The organism is Paenibacillus sp. RC67, assembly GCF_030020805.1.
Lineage (GTDB): Bacteria > Bacillota > Bacilli > Paenibacillales > NBRC-103111 > Paenibacillus_S.
Window position 1 is genome coordinate 5,589,127 of record NZ_CP125098.1, and the last position, 17,462, is coordinate 5,606,588.

At 45.2% G+C, this 17,462-nt stretch carries 16 protein-coding genes and 1 other annotated feature; of the genes, 1 reads left to right on the forward strand and 15 read right to left on the reverse strand.

Annotated elements, in window-relative coordinates:
* Positions 1-3 precede the first annotated feature (3 nt).
* The 9 genes from QMA13_RS25370 to QMA13_RS25410 form a co-directional block, all read right to left on the reverse strand.
* Positions 4-1,041, reverse strand: a complete 1,038-nt coding sequence (locus QMA13_RS25370; RefSeq protein ID WP_282936496.1) for an alpha/beta hydrolase family protein — start codon at positions 1,039-1,041, stop codon at positions 4-6.
* A 166-nt stretch (positions 1,042-1,207) separates the two neighbouring features.
* Complete coding sequence (locus tag QMA13_RS25375; protein ID WP_282936497.1) at positions 1,208-1,567, reverse strand: DUF2500 domain-containing protein; 360 nt, start codon at positions 1,565-1,567, stop codon at positions 1,208-1,210.
* Between the two features lie 179 nt (positions 1,568-1,746).
* Positions 1,747-3,042 carry a stalk domain-containing protein gene (locus QMA13_RS25380; RefSeq protein ID WP_282936498.1) on the reverse strand — a complete coding sequence of 432 codons (1,296 nt, stop codon included), beginning with the start codon at positions 3,040-3,042 and terminating at the stop codon, positions 1,747-1,749.
* Between the two features lie 127 nt (positions 3,043-3,169).
* Positions 3,170-4,240 carry a HAMP domain-containing sensor histidine kinase gene (locus QMA13_RS25385; protein ID WP_282936499.1) on the reverse strand — a complete coding sequence of 357 codons (1,071 nt, stop codon included), beginning with the start codon at positions 4,238-4,240 and terminating at the stop codon, positions 3,170-3,172.
* Positions 4,233-4,934 (reverse strand): response regulator transcription factor, encoded by a 702-nt coding sequence (locus tag QMA13_RS25390; protein WP_282936500.1) that lies wholly within the window; start codon positions 4,932-4,934, stop codon positions 4,233-4,235. Before QMA13_RS25390 ends, QMA13_RS25385 begins: the two co-directional genes overlap by 8 nt.
* A 116-nt stretch (positions 4,935-5,050) precedes the next feature.
* Entirely contained in the window at positions 5,051-5,611 is a 561-nt protein-coding gene (locus QMA13_RS25395) for a class I SAM-dependent methyltransferase (protein ID WP_481858248.1), read from the reverse strand.
* Between the two features lie 205 nt (positions 5,612-5,816).
* Entirely contained in the window at positions 5,817-6,299 is a 483-nt protein-coding gene (gene ilvN / locus QMA13_RS25400) for an acetolactate synthase small subunit (RefSeq protein WP_282936502.1), read from the reverse strand.
* Positions 6,296-7,972: a biosynthetic-type acetolactate synthase large subunit gene (gene ilvB, locus QMA13_RS25405; RefSeq protein WP_481858249.1), complete on the reverse strand. Its 1,677-nt coding sequence runs from the start codon at positions 7,970-7,972 to the stop codon at positions 6,296-6,298. The genes ilvN and ilvB overlap by 4 nt, the downstream gene beginning before the upstream one ends.
* A gap of 484 nt (positions 7,973-8,456) precedes the next feature.
* Positions 8,457-8,739 (reverse strand) — a binding site (T-box leader).
* Positions 8,740-9,158: 419 nt separating this feature from the next.
* A complete protein-coding gene (locus QMA13_RS25410) occupies positions 9,159-9,896 on the reverse strand; it encodes an SDR family oxidoreductase (RefSeq protein WP_282936504.1) in 738 nt (245 codons plus the stop codon).
* A 182-nt stretch (positions 9,897-10,078) separates the two neighbouring features.
* Here QMA13_RS25410 and QMA13_RS25415 point away from each other — a divergent pair, with 182 nt between their 5' ends.
* The gene (locus QMA13_RS25415) at positions 10,079-10,450 is read left to right on the forward strand and encodes a winged helix-turn-helix transcriptional regulator (RefSeq protein WP_282936505.1); all 372 of its coding nucleotides are present in this window, start codon (positions 10,079-10,081) and stop codon (positions 10,448-10,450) included.
* A gap of 1 nt (position 10,451) precedes the next feature.
* On the opposite strand, the gene QMA13_RS25420 is transcribed toward QMA13_RS25415, so the two are convergent.
* The 6 genes from QMA13_RS25420 to QMA13_RS25445 form a co-directional block, all read right to left on the reverse strand.
* Positions 10,452-11,708, reverse strand: coding sequence for a M48 family metallopeptidase (locus tag QMA13_RS25420; RefSeq protein ID WP_282936506.1), 1,257 nt, complete (start codon positions 11,706-11,708; stop codon positions 10,452-10,454).
* Between the two features lie 162 nt (positions 11,709-11,870).
* Positions 11,871-13,229: an ABC transporter substrate-binding protein gene (locus QMA13_RS25425; RefSeq protein ID WP_282936507.1), complete on the reverse strand. Its 1,359-nt coding sequence runs from the start codon at positions 13,227-13,229 to the stop codon at positions 11,871-11,873.
* A gap of 77 nt (positions 13,230-13,306) precedes the next feature.
* Positions 13,307-14,131 carry a carbohydrate ABC transporter permease gene (locus tag QMA13_RS25430; protein WP_282936508.1) on the reverse strand — a complete coding sequence of 275 codons (825 nt, stop codon included), beginning with the start codon at positions 14,129-14,131 and terminating at the stop codon, positions 13,307-13,309.
* Positions 14,128-15,021 carry a carbohydrate ABC transporter permease gene (locus QMA13_RS25435; RefSeq protein WP_282943551.1) on the reverse strand — a complete coding sequence of 298 codons (894 nt, stop codon included), beginning with the start codon at positions 15,019-15,021 and terminating at the stop codon, positions 14,128-14,130. The genes QMA13_RS25430 and QMA13_RS25435 overlap by 4 nt, the downstream gene beginning before the upstream one ends.
* A gap of 373 nt (positions 15,022-15,394) precedes the next feature.
* Positions 15,395-16,432 (reverse strand): metallophosphoesterase family protein, encoded by a 1,038-nt coding sequence (locus tag QMA13_RS25440; protein ID WP_282936509.1) that lies wholly within the window; start codon positions 16,430-16,432, stop codon positions 15,395-15,397.
* Between the two features lie 181 nt (positions 16,433-16,613).
* On the reverse strand, positions 16,614-17,228 hold the full coding sequence (locus tag QMA13_RS25445; protein ID WP_282936510.1) for a nitroreductase family protein: 615 nt from the start codon (positions 17,226-17,228) through the stop codon (positions 16,614-16,616).
* Positions 17,229-17,462 lie beyond the last annotated feature (234 nt).

Genomic DNA, 17,462 nt, shown 5'->3' on the forward strand with positions numbered 1-17,462 from the left:
TGATTAGAGCGCCTTCAAAGTATCTGCCATCCAATCAAAAGACCTTGCTCCACTAATTTCATGTCCCCCTTCGAATAGATGAGACTCAAAGCTCGCACTTATCCCCATCTCCCCGTATATTTGCTCCAATATCCCTACGGCTTCTCGTGTCGTTGTAATTGGGAAAATAGGGTCATTGATTCCGGCTTCAATAAACAATGGTTTAGGGGCAATTAACCCGAGCAACTCCGGCATTTCAGCATGATGTAGAATACCTGGTATATAATTGCAAAGGCAATGACGTACCGCTAGGATGCTGCCCCTATATGTATTCGGATAGATTCCGACTACGGAGGCTTTGATTCTGGAATCAAGTGCAGCAGATAACGATGCGACGGTCCCCCCGCCTGAATGTCCCATGTTCCCTATCCGGCTGGCATCAACATAATCCAAAGTGGATGCATATTCTGACACGCGAATTGCCTCATAGGCGCGTAAGCCAGCCGTCGATTTTCCAGTCATAAACAGTGAAACCGATAAGTTATAGCAAGAATTTTTCAGCTCAGGGTCCTGCACACGGTCACGCTGCAATCTTCGGTCACCAAATCCCGCTTCCTCAGGTGCCAATGCGATCATCCCTCGGCGTACAAGCTCCAATGCGATATTGTCCGACCGTTTGCCTGTCTCAGGTTTCGGCGATCCATCCTCCAGCAAACCGACCATCGATCTGCTCCCGTAGCCGTGACCGTGCCAAAGCAAGACAGCCGGCCTTTGTTCTCCTTTTTGCATGAGCTTTGGTTTCATAATGTAAACAGGCATCCGCAGCCCACCCAAAGTCGTGATTTCAACACGTTCACGAATCACATCATCTAGCTCCACACTTTCAAGAAGAACCGGCCTAAAATCGGCATCATCTCCTTCTGGCAATTTGAATTCGCCTAATGCCGGAATTAGTTTTTCCATTAGATATGCCCGTTTCTGCTCCGAGGGCAAGTCGTTTTGTTCACGTTCCTGTTGTAAGGAATCATAAATATGGCTAAGAAAAGAGTCCAAATGAGACATAAATCTTTACCTCCTCATAATGTTAGCGCTTACTTTTCTGGTGTTCAATTGTTGTGCTGGTTTAACCATACCATAGAAAAACGGAATATTCTCTAAAATATGTCATTATTCAAAAAAATCGCCCTCAAGCCTTGCGATACGCAAGAAATAAGTCGGCGATTTTTCATTAGATGTCTCTTTGAAAATCATTAAACCTCGTACCTTGGTAATTCAAAGTTCCTTGATCTCCTTCAACTAATAACCCATGAACCGAGCCCCTGACCCTTAATTCGATTCGTCTGCCATCTGGAAATTCAAAGGTCACAAAGTATGTCGTGCTAGAGCTTGTATCTCCAGAACCCCCGGATACCTCTATTCGTTTGGATACGACTCTGGCTTGGGTATTAACGACTTCTGCCGCATTATTGCCAGCCCAGGTCGACAATCCTTTTACAACCATAACAACAATAACTCCAACTATAAATATAGGAACAATGACAAACAGTGCACTAAATATGGGCGGAGGACCAGAGAAGCCAACCGACATACGAACTACCTCCTTTTATGAACTTCTAACTTGTCTTGCAAACGTGCTTCGGTTCAAGATTGAAATGTAATAATGTTAATTTTTTCAAGTGTCGTACTTATTTTAAAGCACATCCACCTAGGGATCAACCCAATTATGGGCAATAGGAAAAACCGCCCGAAAAATCGGACGGTTCACTGTTAATGAATGTTAGACTGTCTGATCACGCCATTATCTGGCCAGCTGTAATACTCGCGTCCAAGTGTCAAGCTGATAGAAGTCCGGATCAAAGGATTCGTCATTAATGATTTCATAAGCTCTTCGGTCATAACGAGCTCATACTCCCGGTCTCCCTTCTCCAAGAACAACCGGATTCTTCGGTCAGGGGTACCCTCATTTTCTTGGATCAAGTCGGTGAAAGGAGCCTTTAGCTGCTCTGGAGTTTCACCGTACTGAAGCGGCCGGTCAACCCGGTACAATGCCTGATCGTTCTCGATTCGATCTACAATAAGATTGGATACGCCATCCTTATTCGACGAAAGCTTCATCACCAGCGACGGATGCTCATCCCGGTCTAAAGGACGCGTGTCTCTAATACTTGCTGTATACGTCTGAGGGTCCCAATTCACCAACAAACCGAGCTTCTCCGCGGTATCCCGAAGCGGGACATAGACGACGCCACCGTAATTAAACGGATGCATTTCAGGAGCGTATATTCTACCATCAACTTTCGCCTGAACATCAGAATAAGTAACCGTCGCCTCAAATGGATCGGTGCCCATCGGAATGCCGACTGCGGCGTCCTTGAATTCTGATTGTGACGGGTCTCCTTGTGCTGCAATTCCCGCCCATTCAGAGCGAAGCAATATTTCATAACGGCTGCTTTCTGAATTCCACACCGTTACATATCCAAGAGTATCTCTAAAAAAAGTCATTGGGGTGTACAACGTATTTTTGTAAAACAATACTCCCGGTGTAACGGGAATCGTTCTGCCATCGAGAGTTACGGTGACATCTGTGCCCGGATAGAGCGTCACTTGCTGTGCGCCAGGGTCCGGATAGCGAACCATATCCATTTCCTTGAGCTCATTAACGCGATCTACGGCTTCCTGTCCTTCGAACACGTCAAATACGCCTGCAGCCGGACGCCCCAGACGGTTGTTCGCGTACACCAAGTAAGTGTGTCCCAATTCAAAGGTTACTCCGCATTGATCACTGTCGGGAGCAGTCAGAACATTACGAACATAACCGCCTTTTAAATTCGTAAACGTAGCAAATGTAGCCATTCGGTACGCTTTTCCGTCGTAATACACATTTTCCACATTGGTAACTGAACCGTAGAGGACGTTACTTGCAATCGAATAATCCGTTTCTGCAGAAGTAGCCTCCCCTTTTGAACATGCGAACACTTTTTGCGGGTTAGACGTTACCGCAGCAGGAATAGCGGCCAAAGTCACCATCGCAGCCGCTAGACAGGTTATGATCCCTTTCTTCATACACACAACTCTCCTTTTCTTTCTACAAATTACCTCTTTGTTTATTACCCTGGATATCCAAGTTTAAAAAGGAATTTTTTATACTAATGTATTTCGAAATGGAGAGGGACTTTCCGGGTAGAGGAAATTATTTTTTTTGAGGAAGTTCAATATAAAAAGTAAAATGTCCATTTTGATGTCCGAGACCCAGCCGCCCCTTATGCAGCTCGACAATATTTTGTGCAATCGATAATCCGAGACCTGCGCCCTGCGACAAATCATTATCGTTACGAGACGGCTCCGCTTTATAGAAACGCTCGAATAATCGCTGCTCCTGTTCTTCGGTTAACGGCTTCCCCTTATTTTCGACTGCGAGATATATCTGATCATCCCATGCGGACAGACGGACCGTAATTTCTCCTGGTTTAAATGAGAATTTAAGTGCATTGATGAGCAAATTATCGATAGCCCGCACGAACTTCTCCGCATCCACCTCTCCATAAATTGAATTCGGTTCACGAATGATTTTCATCGTTAAAGAGTGTTCTTGTGCGATAGGTTCAAATTCATTCATAATTTGCTCTAATAAGCTGTTCAGATCGATCGTTTTCAGGGTCAGATGGACATTCCCACTGGTTAGACGGGTATATTCGAATAAATCATCAATAAGTTTTTTCAACTGCTGCGTCTTATTAAAGGCATTGAAAATATACCGTTTGTGTTCTTCAATATTCTGATAATCATCGTTTTTCAACAAATTTAAATAACCTACAATGCTAGTCAAAGGGGTCCGTAAATCATGAGACACATTGGTTATCAATTCCATTTTGGATTTCTCGGTTCGACGCTCGTTCTCCATCATTGTTTGAAGTTGTTCAGCCATGTAATTAATATTGCTTGCCACGACACCCAGTTCATCCTGTCTTGAAATCGTTACACGCTGATCCAGGTTACCTTGTGCAATGGAGATTAAACAATCGCCAAGCGACCGTAAATATCGAACATCACGGCGCATGAACAAAAAAAACAAGAACATAAATAACCCGAAAAACAGGAAAAGGGAAATGAGCTTGTCGAATACACCTCCGCCTAGTGAAACATATTTTCCACAATAAAACGAGATGACTGTGGTGAGAAAAAAGCTTACAAAAAATCCGCCTACAATTCTTACACGGATGCTCTTTTTCCAATTCAGCAAAGAAAAGAAATCTCTAATCAACTTTATACCCCACCCCCCATACCGTCTTGATGTATCTGGGCTCACGAGGGTTATCTTCGATCTTCTCGCGGATATTTCGGATATGAACCATGACCGTGTTATCGGATAAAAATTTATCCTCCTTCCATACGCTCTGATATATTTTCTCTATATTAAACACATGTCCGCGATGCCTCGCCATCAGCTCCAATATTGAAAATTCGATGGGTGTTAAAGAAACCTCCTTGCCGCGGACCGTAACGATATGACGATTTCTGTTAATGATCAGCTCATCAATTTCAGTGATCTTATCATCATTCGCTTTGCCCCCGTTACCGTCGACAGAAGTTAATGTCTGTCTGCGCAGCTGTGCCTTTACCCTCGCGATCAGCTCTAAGGGATTAAATGGCTTGGTAACATAATCATCGGCGCCGGTAGTAAGTCCTGTTATTTTATCGATATCCTCGCCTTTCGCAGAGAGCATAATTATGGGTACGTTCGTCATTTCACGCATCTTGAAGCAAGCATGGATCCCATCCATGTTGGGCATCATCACATCCAAAATAATTAAATCGACGGTTTCTCGGCTCATGATATTCAACGACTGTAGTCCGTCCTCTGCTTCCAGAATCTTATAGCCTTCATTTTGCAAATAGATACGAATGATATCACGAATTTCAGGATCGTCATCCGTGACTAAGATCGTTTTGACCAAATTGTACCCCTCCCGAAGTCAGCAGCGCCTTACATAGCCGTACTTATGATTACATTACCATATTCTTACACGAAATTTCCCTGGAATTTATAGCTGTCTGGGCATTTTCCAGATTTTCATTTTTTACGGCAAACGTAGACGAAGGCTGGAGGTAGATTCAAAGGTACAAAATGAACGTGTTCGATATCCAGCTTTTCGCTCAATTGTTGTCTCATCTGTTGTGAGTATTGAAAAGCAATGAACCTGCCGCCAGGTCTAAGCGAGACTGTGATTTGATCCAATAGCTGATCCCTTATTGGCTGAGAGAAATTAAAAAACGGGAGGCCACTTAGTATGCAATCCAAGCTTTCAACACCTTCATTATGCAGTGCTAGTTGAAGCTTACAAGCATCGGCATAGCAGGAGCAGTCGGGAAAACGGCGAGTTAGACTTGAACGTAAATACAGATCTTTCTCAAACAAGAGCACCTTGACGTTTGCTGGGGCATTCGAAACCAGATGCTTCGTTATTGCGCCTGTGCCGGCTCCGAGCTCAGCTATCTGCTTAACCTCATCCCAAGGAACGTATTGAAGCATCTTTTTGGCTAAAAATGCGGAGCTTGGAGTTACACTCCCGATTTCTCCGGGCTTTTGCGAAAATTTATATAAAAATAGCAGCTTTTCCTGCACAGCCTTCATCATGCTTTCTTCTCCCCTTCTTCTTCCTACTATCGTTAGAGTAAACGATATTTCTTCAGAACGAGTGAAGGATATTCTAAAGTATTTCTGAAGTTTATAGCTTCAGCTTGGCGATGAAAGCACGAATACCCCTACATAAAGTAAGGGTATTCGAAGGATGCCTGGCTGCAATTTGCAGTTCACCAGCAGAACAATACGGATGCTGCTAACTTCCTCTAATCATGGCTGTAGCGCCTGTATACGATAGTTCGACGATACCATATGGGTGCAAAAGCTCGATAATCGCATCCAGCTTACTACAATCTCCCACCGCTTGAATAATCATATGCTTCGGCCCGACATCAATGACTGATGCGCGGAACGTCTCGACAATACCTAAAATCTCCGGGCGCTTGGACGATTCTGCCTCTATCTTGATCAATGCAAGCTCCCTAGAAACCATCGGTTTAGAGCTTATACTGTGGATCTGAATAACATCTATCAGCTTGTAGAGCTGCTTCTGGACCTGCTCAAGCGTCCGTTCGTCCCCTGTTGTAACCACTGTCATCCGGGATATTCCTGACTCTTCCGTACCTCCGACGCTGATACTATCGATATTGAAGCCGCGGCGGCCAAATAGTCCGCATACCCGCTGCAGTACACCGGGCTGATCATTTACAAGTATGGCCAACGTATGTTTTGTCATCATTCAAAATCCCCCATTATCATTTGATCCAATCTCGTTCCAGCTGCTACCATAGGGAACACGTTCTCTTCCTTCGGAACAACGAACTCCACTAATACGGGTCCCGGTGTCTCGAGCGCCTGCCGCCACACTTCTGCGGCTTCGGCTTGGGTGGTAGCCCTTAATCCTTTGATACCATAAGCTTGAGCCAGCTTTACAAAATCAGGGCTCCCTGCCAAATCAATATGGCTGTAACGATTATCATGAATGAGCTGCTGCCACTGCTTAACCATACCGAGCACCTGATTGTTAATAACAATAATCTTGATCGGAATTTGATGAATGGAGCATATCGCCATCTCTTGCGCGCACATCTGCATGCCCCCGTCACCGTTGACAGAGATGACTAACCGATCCGGGTTTGCTACCTGAGCGCCGATGGCAGAAGGAAAACCAAATCCCATGGTTCCAAGTCCTCCAGAAGTAATCAATGAGCGGGGATGCTTGAATTTGTAAAACTGCCCTACCCACATTTGATGTTGGCCCACATCCGTAGTAATGATTGCTTCTCCGTCCGTTGTTTCATTTAACATTTCAATGACAAATTGCGGCTTCAGCTGATTCTCTGCAGCATCGTACTTCAGCGGATGCAGCCTTCGGTTATTATCAATCTCGGCAATCCATTCATCAGTCCGAGCTTTCTCCGCTTTCGTGTTTAAGTATTGCAGCGCCATTTTAATATCACTCACGCAGGGAATGTCGGTCTTTATGTTTTTGCCGATTTCGGCAGGATCAATATCGATATGTGCAATTAGACGTGCTCTAGGAGCAAAACCGTCTACTTGCATGGTCACACGATCATCGAATCGAGAGCCTATCGAAATGATCAGATCGGCGTTTTGAATGGCCATATTCGCTGTGTAGGTCCCATGCATCCCTAACATTCCCATGCACAGCTCATGCGAGCTTGGGAAGCCGCCCAAGCCTAATAGCGTCGTCGTGATCGGTATACGCGTCGTATTGGCGAAAGCGATCAGCTCTTCGGAAGCATCGGAATATACAACGCCACCCCCTGCCAATATGACCGGTCTGGAGCACTGTTGAATAGCTTGAAGCAGCTTATCGAGCTGTGAATAAGCAGGCTCTGGCATTTCCCGATAACCGCGAATCGGCTTATGTTCATAAGGGTGGTACACGGTCTCATGGTTGGATACGTCTTTGGGAATATCGATCAATACTGGACCTTTGCGGCCTGTACTGGCTATATGAAACGCTTCGTGAATGATCCGCGGCAGCTCCCGAACATCTCGCACCAAGTAACTATGCTTCGTAATCGGCATTGTAATGCTGACGATGTCCGCTTCTTGAAATGCATCGGTCCCCATTACCGTAGTAGGTACATTGCCTGTTATAACTACTAACGGAACTGAATCCATGTACGCAGTCGCGATCCCCGTAACCAAGTTGGTCGCTCCGGGACCGGAGGTCGCAATACAAACCCCGACCTTACCAGTGGAACGTGCATAACCATCCGCCGCATGGATCGCCCCTTGCTCATGCCGAGTCAAAATATGCTTAAACTCCGGATTGCCAACCATGGCATCATAAATGTACAAAACATTACCACCTGGATATCCGAAAACACAGTCAACTCCTTCCTGCAGCAGCCCTCGCAGCAATATCTCCGAGCCTGTCATGATTTCATTGGATGGTTCTAAACGAGCCTCTTGTACTCCTGCTGTTTCTTTTTGAACTAATTTCATCGAAATGCCTCCTCAAAATATAAAATCCCCTCTCATCCCGAGCAAGCACATCTGTGCCTTACTCAAAGGGACGAAAGGGGTTGATTTTCGTGGTACCACCCTGATTTGCCGGGAATTTCACAATTCCGGCCTCATGAGGTAAGGCAGTTACGCCTTACCTTCAGCACGATAACGTGTGCCACTCCGTTTGGAACTACTCGCCGCAAGCCAGTTACAGCATATCCTACGGTTTTCGCGCAAAGGCTCCGAGATGACATCACACAATGGATTACGGCAAAGGTTTCAGCTTTCCCTTCGCTCTCTGGGCTTAAGTGCCTTTGTGTTTTTTTCTCTTCATCGCTTTTTTCGCTATATAACAATAAAGCCTATACAATCAATAAAACCCCTTCCATCCCGAGCAAGCACATCTGTGCCTTACTCAAGGGACGAAAGGGGTTGATTTTCGTGGTACCACCCTGATTTGCCGGGAATTTCACAATTCCGGCCTCATGAGGTAAGGCAGTAATACCTTACCTTCAGCACGATAACGTGTGCCAAACCGTTTGGGACTACTCGCCGCAAGCCTGCTACAGCATATCCTGCGGTTTTCACACAAAGGCTCTGAGATGACATCACACAATGGATTATGGCAAAGGTTTCAGCTTTCCCTTCGCTCTCTGGGCATAAGTGCCTTTGTGTTTTTTTCTCTTCATCGCTTTTTTCGCTATATAACAATAATATCTATACTAACAATAAAACCCCTTCCATCCCGAGCAAGCACATCTGTGCCTACTCAAGGGACGAAAGGGGTTGATTTTCGCGGTACCACCCTGATTTGCCGGGAATTTCGCAATTCCGGCCTCATGAGGTAAAGCAGTAACGCCTTACCTGCAGCACGATAACGTGTGCCACTCCGTTCGAGACTACTTGCCGCAAGCCAGCAACAGCATAAAGCCGCGGTTTTCGCGCAAAGGCTCCGAGATGACATCACACAATGGATTACGGCAAAGGTTTCAGCTTTCCCTTCGCTCTCTGGACATAAGTGCCTTTGTGTTTTTTTCTCATCATCGCTTCAATATGAATTGTTCATAATAATAACATATGCAAACTTGCTTTTTCAATACCTGAATGCACATATATTTTATACGAAACCGCCATTAATGCGTAGGGTTTGTCCTGTAATCCATCGTGCTTCTTCGCTTGCAAGGAAAAGTACGACATCAGAGATATCGCCAGTTTCTCCCAATCTGCCGAATGCATTCAAGCTGCTCATTTGCCGGATCTGGTCCTCCGACTTACCTTGCATAAACAGCTCCGTCCCCACCGGCCCAGGAGCAACTGCATTAATGTTAATCTGACGGGGTCCGAATTCTTTGGCTAGCTGTCTCGTAAATTGCTCTACAGCGCCTTTGGTCCCGGCATACGCACTGTATTGAGGGAACATGGCTCCAACAACCGATGTTGAAAAGTTAATAATTCTTCCATTCGCTTTCATATGCTGCACAGCCTGCTGGCATGCAAAATAGGTGCCTTTCACATTAATGTCGAACATCCGATCAAAATCCTCTTCCGTCATTTGCTCAATAGGTTTTGTCACCATAACTCCTGCATTATTGACGAGAATATCAAGCTGTCCGTATATGTCCAATACACTTTTAAATAATTTATTAATTTCGCTAACGCGGCTGATATCTGCCTGAACGGCACTAGCTTCTCCACCTTTTTTCTTAATAGCCGATACGACTTCTTCAGCCTGATGCGAGTTACTGCTGTAATTAACAACAACCTTGGCGCCCTGAAGCCCAAACTGTTCCGCAATTTTGCGCCCAATCCCCCTTGATGCACCTGTTACAAGCACTACTTTTCCTGTATATTTCATCGTCAATATTCCCCTCTCGAAAGGCCTGGGTACTGAATTCGCCAGTTGTTACTGATAATGTATATCACCCATTGAAAACGTACAAGAAGGCACTTTTTTACCGGATAGTTACTTTGAGGTTAGAATTAATCAACTATGGTAGTATAGAGAATAATTAAAAAAATGGTATTGGGGGAGATGCTATGTCTCTGGATTTTTTAAAAGCCCATCCGGGATACAACGACGAAGATATCGATTGTTATATCCATGTCACTACAACCATGCAAGCGATTGGCGGGAAGTGGAAAATGCTCATCCTGTGGCATGTTCACGCTGGCAGCAAACGCTATAACGAACTGCGCAGGTTCATTCCCAGTATCTCGCAAAAGGTGCTTTCCCAGCAGCTCCGCGAGCTTGAGCAGGAAGGGTTAATCGAACGAAGGGTTTATCCGGAAACCCCTCCACGGGTTGAGTACGAAATGTCTGCTTATGGCAAGACTTTGGAACCGATCTTCGATATCCTCTACGACTGGGGAGTCATCCATCGTACACGTCAAAAAGGACAACTGGAATGATCTATTTCCCCCCACCAAAATGCTGTACATAATCAATCCGTTGAGCAAGAGTTGGGTGAGAACCGACAAAAAATTGCACCAGTGACGGCGGATTCACATCCGACAGGCTATTAGCGGCCAATTGTTGAAAAGCACGAACTCCTGCATCAGGGTCCTTCCGCAACTGTATCGCATATTCATCGGCGCTATGTTCCTGCATTCGTGAAATAGCATTATCAATGGGCGATGCGGCAAATGACAGTACCGAAACAAGCAGAATCAGTATTGGAAGTCCCGCAATATCATAGGTGCCTCTCAGTCGGAATGACGAGCCCCATCGATAATGAATCCAAGTGAACAAACGATGGACCAGCCAGAAGCCGATAAAGCTTTCCACAATTCCCCATAATGTTCCCCACAGCACGTGACGCTTTACGTAATGCCCCATTTCATGGGCCATAATAAATAAGATTTCATCGGGCTTCAGCTTTTGCAGCGTCGTATCCCACAAGACAATGCGAGTTGTTGATCCAATACCGCTCACATAGGCATTCAGGGTGTTCGTTTGCTTGGACTTATCAACCTGATACACTTGATCCGTAGGGATATTTGCTTGTTTAGCTAATTGTAAAATTTCCTGTTTAAGCTCCTGATTTTGCAGCGGCTTAAAATCATTGAAGATCGGCTCCATAACGACTGGCTGAATAAAAGTAAAGAACAGCGTCAGCGGGATGGAAACCGCCCAGCCTATGAGCCACCACCGTTTGGGACTTTTCTTGATAGCCAAATACAACAGCCAGTACATTGGAATAGAGATGACGAGATTCACACCGAGACTTTTAGCCATATCCAACAGCCACGATCCCATGCTTTGATTTGTCAGCCCATAAGACCGGTCCAGCTCATGCAAATAATAGCTCAATGGAAACTCAATGATTTGCAGTATCAGCTGCAGCACCATAAGATAGATCCCCATTTGCAAGATCGACCATCTGAAGATGGATGCCGATCGTCCGCGAAGCCACGAAGAAATGCCAAGGGTCAGCAGGAGTATAATAATAACCCACATGACTGGAGTAGAGATAAAAAAAGAGAGATATCCGGTCGTCGACAGCTTATGAATACTCTGTATTTGTTCAGCAGTCATGAAGGTTGCCGGATCTGCCGGGCCTCCACGCAACGAATCAGGTACATTCCCCGCAGGTTGATGAAGGAAGTAATAGCTAATGGCCGTACAGTAAATGATCAGAATAATTACACTGATAAGTACTTTTTTCATAAGTCCTCCCTTCCATTCCATCGAAAATACAAGCTATCTGTTCATTATAGTCCATTCTTTTCCTATTTATCACATCCGAAGTATACGACAAAAAAACCTTGGCAGCAGCCAAGGTTTCGGTTCGTCACTTTCCAAGCTCGGTCCATGACATGTCAATACTCTTTATTTCACCGTCTTATTATACTGCTGGATCTTGGACGTGATGTCCTTCGCCGCTGCATCGAGTGCATCCTTCGGCGATTTTTTATTATTCAGCACTTCTTCAATAGCCCCTTCAACGATCTGCCTAGCTTCAGGGAACACGCCCATGACAGCACCCTGGGTTGCCGTACTCATCTTGGTTTGATGTAGTTGATCAACCGCCGTCTGGAATTGCGGGAATTTTTTCAAGTTGTCTTTCACGCTCTGCTCATCATAGGCTTTCTTCGTGATCGGGAAATATCCTGTATTAATATGCCAGTAAGCCTGCTCCTTAGGCGAAGTTAAGAATTTGATAAACTCCCACGTTGCCTTCTGCTCATCATTAGGTCTGTCGTTCATAATCCACAGGCTCGCACCACCAACGACAACTCCGCCTTCCTTGGCATTGGCCGGTTTAGGCAGGAAGCCTGTTCCAACTTGGAACTTGCCTTCGGCATTATCAACCAAACCTTTCAGCGACGCTGTCGATTCCAGAATCATCCCGACTTGACCCGCCGAAAATGCTTTCTTAGAATCATCGGTTTTACGTCCAAGATTGTTGGCCGCCTTCGTATCAATCAAGTCCTTCCACCAGGTCAACGTCTTAATGCCCGCTTCGCTGTTGACGATCGACTCTGTAGCTGGTGCTGTCCGTCCGTTACCATTGTTCACATATTCCGCGCCTTGGTTGGCGAAAAACTGTTCCATAAACCAACCGTAAATAGCGAAGTTCGCCCCCGTCGCTTTCCCGGTCTTCGTAATCGCATCCGCTGCTTTTTGCAGCTCCTCGTACGTTTTGGGCGGCTTCTCCGGATCAAGGCCAGCTGCTTTGAACAGATCCTTATTGTAATAGAGAATAGGATTGGAAGTATTGAACGGCATAGAGTTCAATTTGCCGTTTAAAGTATAGTAGCCTGTAATATTCGGCTCAAGCTGGGTTAAATCGAATTTGTCCTCATCAATAAACTTTTGCATTGGAGTAATCGTTTTGGAATCAATCATAAAGCGGCTTCCAATTTCGTACATCTGAACAAGACTTGGACCATCCTTAGTACCCATACTTGCTTTCAGCTTGCTGAGCAAATCATCGTACGTGCCCTGGAACACAGCTTCTACCTTGATCTTATCCTGCGAAGCGTTGAAATCGGCTACGAGCTGATCTACCACTTTTGTGTTCGATCCGCCCATGGCATGCCAGAATACGACCTTTTTCTGTCCGGAGGATGCACCCCCGCCCTTGTCCTTAGCAGATGTATCTTGATCTCCACCACAAGCGGTCGTAGCCATCATAATGGCTGCAACCGTAAGACTCAGTAAGCCTTTCTTGCTCAAAAGCTTCATCGTTTCACGCCCCTAATTTTAGATAATATATAGAAAAACTTCAGAATCGAAGGTTCTCTAAGAGGTTCATCCGCAAGCTATCCTTTGATAGCTCCAGCGGTAATGCCACGGATCAACTGCTTAACGCCAAAGGCCAGCATAATAAAAGAAGGCAGGAGTACCAGTGAAACACCGGCGAGAATCAGATTCCAAGACATGACTTCCTCATGCTGCAGCATGGAGACGCCGATTTGCACAGTACGCATGGTCGGTTTGTTCGTAATGAGCAATGGCCACAAGTACGCATTCCAATGATTGATGAAAACATAGACGAATAGTGTGGCTATAGCTGGTCGTGATAATGGAAGAACGATGGAGAAAAAGGTGCGCAGTTGCCCACAGCCATCCATTTTTGCCGCATCGAACAGTTCATTCGGGAGCTGGAGAAAAAACTGGCGAAGTAAAAAAACTCCGAAGGCTCCCGCCATGAATGGAACGATTAAACCCTGATAGCTGTCCATCCAACCCAGCGATTTTATGGTCAAATAGTTGGGAATGACTGTTACTTCCCAAGGAATCATCATAGTGGATAGATAGAGCAGGAACATGGCACTTTTAAACCGGAATCTGAGAAAAGCAAACGCATAGGCTGCCATGCTGGATGTAATGACCTGACAGATCGTGATGGCAGAGGAAACGACAAAGCTGTTCACGATAAACCGGATAATCGGTACCGTCTGAAGCGCCTTAATGAAGTTGCCAAGATAAAGCTGGTGCGGAATTAATGGCGGCGGGAAAACCGCAACCTCTTTTTCCGTCATAAAGGAGGACAGTATCGTGAATAAAAGCGGATACAACACAGCCAAAGCGAGTAAGGCCAAGAATACATACAGAATCGTCTGGGATACTCGTCGGATGATCACTGATAATGCACCTTCTTTTCCAAAACTTTAAATTGGACGATGGTCAGCAGCAAAATAATAAGGAACAGTATCAATGCTTGAGCGCTGCCGATGCCAAATCGGAAATTAATGAACGCATCTTGATATATGGAGTAAACAACTACGTTAGTGCTGTTAATCGGACCGCCTTTGGTCAAAATATTGATTTGCCCGAAGGCTTGAAATGCGGAGATGACTGACACGATGAGGACAAAGAACAAGGTTGGTGAAAGCAGTGGAAGCACAATCTGTACAAACGTTCGAACCGGCCCGGAGCCGTCGATTTTGGCGCTCTCGTAAAGCTCCTCCGGCACGCCCTGAAGACCGCTTAGCAATATGATGTAAACGAAGCCCATATTCATCCACACCGTCATTAACGATATGGAGATGATAGCCCAGGAAGGATCCGCTAACCAAGAGATGGGAGATATTCCGACAAACCCAATGAAATAATTCAGCATCCCGGCTGTCGGGTGGAATAGCAGCAACCAAATAATCGATCCCGTACCCACAGAAATCACAATGGGCAGCGAAAAAATGAATTGAAACACTTTCATCCCTCTAAGCTTATTATGGGTCAGTGCCGCCAGTATGAGGGACCACACAATCGTCGTAGGTACTGTAAGTAAAATAAACAGCAGGGTCACCTTCAGATTGGAATAAAACTGGCCGGAGGTGAACAGGTCCACATAATTATCCATACCCACGAAGGCGGCCACACGCCCGCGCGGATCCGTTAAAGTCATACTAAGATACACGGATCGAAGCATGGGATAGAAGAGGAAGCAAATAAAAATAATCAACGACGGAGCTAGAAAAAAATAGCCGAGAAGCTCTTCTTTCCTTTGGGATTTTTTTGCAGAGGATTGCATAGACGCAGACAATGGAGAGCCCCCTTTCAATTAATAGTTGGACAAAATGGTAAAGCGCTTAACTCGTTTTGCTAAAAAAGACCCCCCCCTACAAGCTTCTAATACCGAGGCAATCAGCAAGTCCCTCTACTATCGAAGTCTTATGGGAAAACAAAAACACATAAATCGCCCTCTTGAATCGAAGCAACCTATGTGTATATCTCCGGATCTCCTACACAGTGTATTAACTTGTGAATTAATTGTAAACGCTATCATTATTGGTGTCAACCATTATTTTCCGATTTTATTGTCCGTCGGTTATTTTTCTTTTTTGCCACATCCGGTTTCAATGAATCCAAAAAAGGACTGGCAGAATGTGCCGTCCTTTTTACATTTATTTTTTCAAATTTTCTAGAGGTATCGTCCAATCCGCTTCCGGAATCCAGGTGCTGTTGGCGAACTCCCAGCCTCTCACAACCACCTTGTCCTCATATACCTGTACATACATCCCTTGTGATTTAGTCAAAGGCTGTGGATTACGAGTGAGTCCTACAGAGGCGTTGACGAACCAGTGGAACGTCTCTTTGGTGTAGTGATTCGATCCGTTATCGAAATCCTGGTGCGTATGCCCCGAGATCACAAATACGTTAGGATAAGGCTTCAGTATTTCCCTGAATTTATTGGCTCGAATCAACCGATGGGATCCGCCATCCTGTCCAATCGCTGGCAGTGGCTGATGAATAAGCACGAAGATCGGCTTACCGTCCGTCGTCTCCTTTAGTTTAGCTTGCAACCATGCCAGTTGTGCATCAGAGTACCATGCTCCTTCTCCAACCTCCGGCATTTCTTGAAGATAGGATTCCTGTGACATCAGAATGAAGTGATATCCTTTAATATCAAAATCGTTATACGGCTTCGTATACCAGAACATCTTCTGGAATCGTTCCCTCGATTGTGCATCCGTCTTCCCGTTTGGCATGGTTGCGGTATTGAAAGCACCCTTCTTATCGATCCAAATATTATAATAGTCATGATTGCCCATATTAGCGTACAGCTGAGGCAGCTTATAGCCGCTAAGGATGGATTGCAGCGATTTGTACTCCACCTCTGTACCGTAATCGGTCAAATCGCCGCCCAGCAGCAATGCTTCGACGGGATGACTGAAATACTGTATCTGGTAGAGAGCATTTTTCAATTTACGAGGTGTGTTGCTATCGTAGATAGAAACGTGAAGGTCGCTCAATACAAAAAAAGATAGCAAGGGTTCTGCCGGAACGACTGGCTTGACCTCTTCTACCACTGTATCCGTCTTTGTTCCGTTATCTGATTTATTAGCAAGGTTTTTGTACAGCATTTTAAATAAAGCATTGATCGATCCGTCCACCACTACACTCATGCTAAGCAGCATTTTTATAAATTCACGTCTAGTCATACGGTCCCTTTCATTACTACGCAAAAAGTTTCATTATGTAAACTAGGATTCTATGGTCCTACTCCTATCATAACAATAACCTGCCCACTCTTCAAATCTACTATAGTCCTATTTATAGAGCAGAATGAAAGTAGACGTAAAAAGAGGCTAAGCTGAATGCTTAGCCAAATCGATTCAACCGTTATTTAAAAACCTTCATCCGCTCTTCTAGCGGCTTAAATTCTTTTTCTCCCGCTGGAGCGGTTGGTTTCCCGAAGGGCATTTGGGCAAGAAGCTTCCAAGTATCAGGAAGTTTCCATGTCTCCTTCACTTTCTGATCGATCAAAGGATTATAATGCTGTAAATTCGCACCAAGCCCCTCGTTTTCAAGAGCCGTCCAAATGACCATCTGAAGCATGCCATTGGATTGCATAGACCAGTTCGGGAAGTGCTCTTTATAAGAGGAAAAATTGGCTTGCAAGCCTTCGATGACTTCCATATCTTCAAAATATAAGATCGTGCCGTGACCACTTTGAAATCCTTTCATTTTTTGCTCCGTAGCTTGGAAGTCGCCTACTACGATTGCTCTTAACGTTTCTTTGGTTAGATCCCACAGCTTGTTATGCTGTTCTCCTAACAGCACCACCACTCGAGCGCTTTGCGAATTAAAGGCCGAAGGCGTATGCTTGACCGATTCCTCAACAATGTGGACAATGCGCTCATCGGAAATGGGAGATTCCTTACTAAGTCCGTAAATCGTGCGTCTTTCTCGTACCGCCGCCAAAAATTCTTTTGCCGTCTCTACTGATCCTGCCATAGCTCATCCCTCCAAATATTTGAAATGTTAGCAACCAAGCTAGTATTTGTCACACTAGTACCGCCTATTCAAAGAAAAAACGAACTGCATCGCAGTCCGTTCAGAGTGTCGAGAACCCTATGAAGCATCATAAGTTTATGCGGTACTCCGGTGGGGTATCCGCTTCCAGCCGCTGTTGTTATCCCGAAATTTTCAATTTAGTCGCTTTACAGCGGTTATTTCCCGATAACAAAG

What these genes read in the sequence shown, in the direction of transcription:
- QMA13_RS25395 (WP_481858248.1), bottom strand. Translation starts at nt 5,611, where the DNA reads ATGAAGGCTGTGCAGGAAAAGCTGCTATTTTTATATAAATTTTCGCAA.
- QMA13_RS25425 (WP_282936507.1), bottom strand. Translation starts at nt 13,229, where the DNA reads ATGAAGCTTTTGAGCAAGAAAGGCTTACTGAGTCTTACGGTTGCAGCC.
- QMA13_RS25440 (WP_282936509.1), bottom strand. Translation starts at nt 16,432, where the DNA reads ATGACTAGACGTGAATTTATAAAAATGCTGCTTAGCATGAGTGTAGTG.
- QMA13_RS25380 (WP_282936498.1), bottom strand. Translation starts at nt 3,042, where the DNA reads ATGAAGAAAGGGATCATAACCTGTCTAGCGGCTGCGATGGTGACTTTG.
- QMA13_RS25420 (WP_282936506.1), bottom strand. Translation starts at nt 11,708, where the DNA reads ATGAAAAAAGTACTTATCAGTGTAATTATTCTGATCATTTACTGTACG.
- QMA13_RS25410 (WP_282936504.1), bottom strand. Translation starts at nt 9,896, where the DNA reads ATGAAATATACAGGAAAAGTAGTGCTTGTAACAGGTGCATCAAGGGGG.
- QMA13_RS25435 (WP_282943551.1), bottom strand. Translation starts at nt 15,021, where the DNA reads ATGCAATCCTCTGCAAAAAAATCCCAAAGGAAAGAAGAGCTTCTCGGC.
- QMA13_RS25415 (WP_282936505.1), top strand. Translation starts at nt 10,079, where the DNA reads ATGTCTCTGGATTTTTTAAAAGCCCATCCGGGATACAACGACGAAGAT.
- QMA13_RS25445 (WP_282936510.1), bottom strand. Translation starts at nt 17,228, where the DNA reads ATGGCAGGATCAGTAGAGACGGCAAAAGAATTTTTGGCGGCGGTACGA.
- ilvN (WP_282936502.1), bottom strand. Translation starts at nt 6,299, where the DNA reads ATGATGACAAAACATACGTTGGCCATACTTGTAAATGATCAGCCCGGT.
- ilvB (WP_481858249.1), bottom strand. Translation starts at nt 7,972, where the DNA reads ATGACAGGCTCGGAGATATTGCTGCGAGGGCTGCTGCAGGAAGGAGTT.
- QMA13_RS25370 (WP_282936496.1), bottom strand. Translation starts at nt 1,041, where the DNA reads ATGTCTCATTTGGACTCTTTTCTTAGCCATATTTATGATTCCTTACAA.
- QMA13_RS25375 (WP_282936497.1), bottom strand. Translation starts at nt 1,567, where the DNA reads ATGTCGGTTGGCTTCTCTGGTCCTCCGCCCATATTTAGTGCACTGTTT.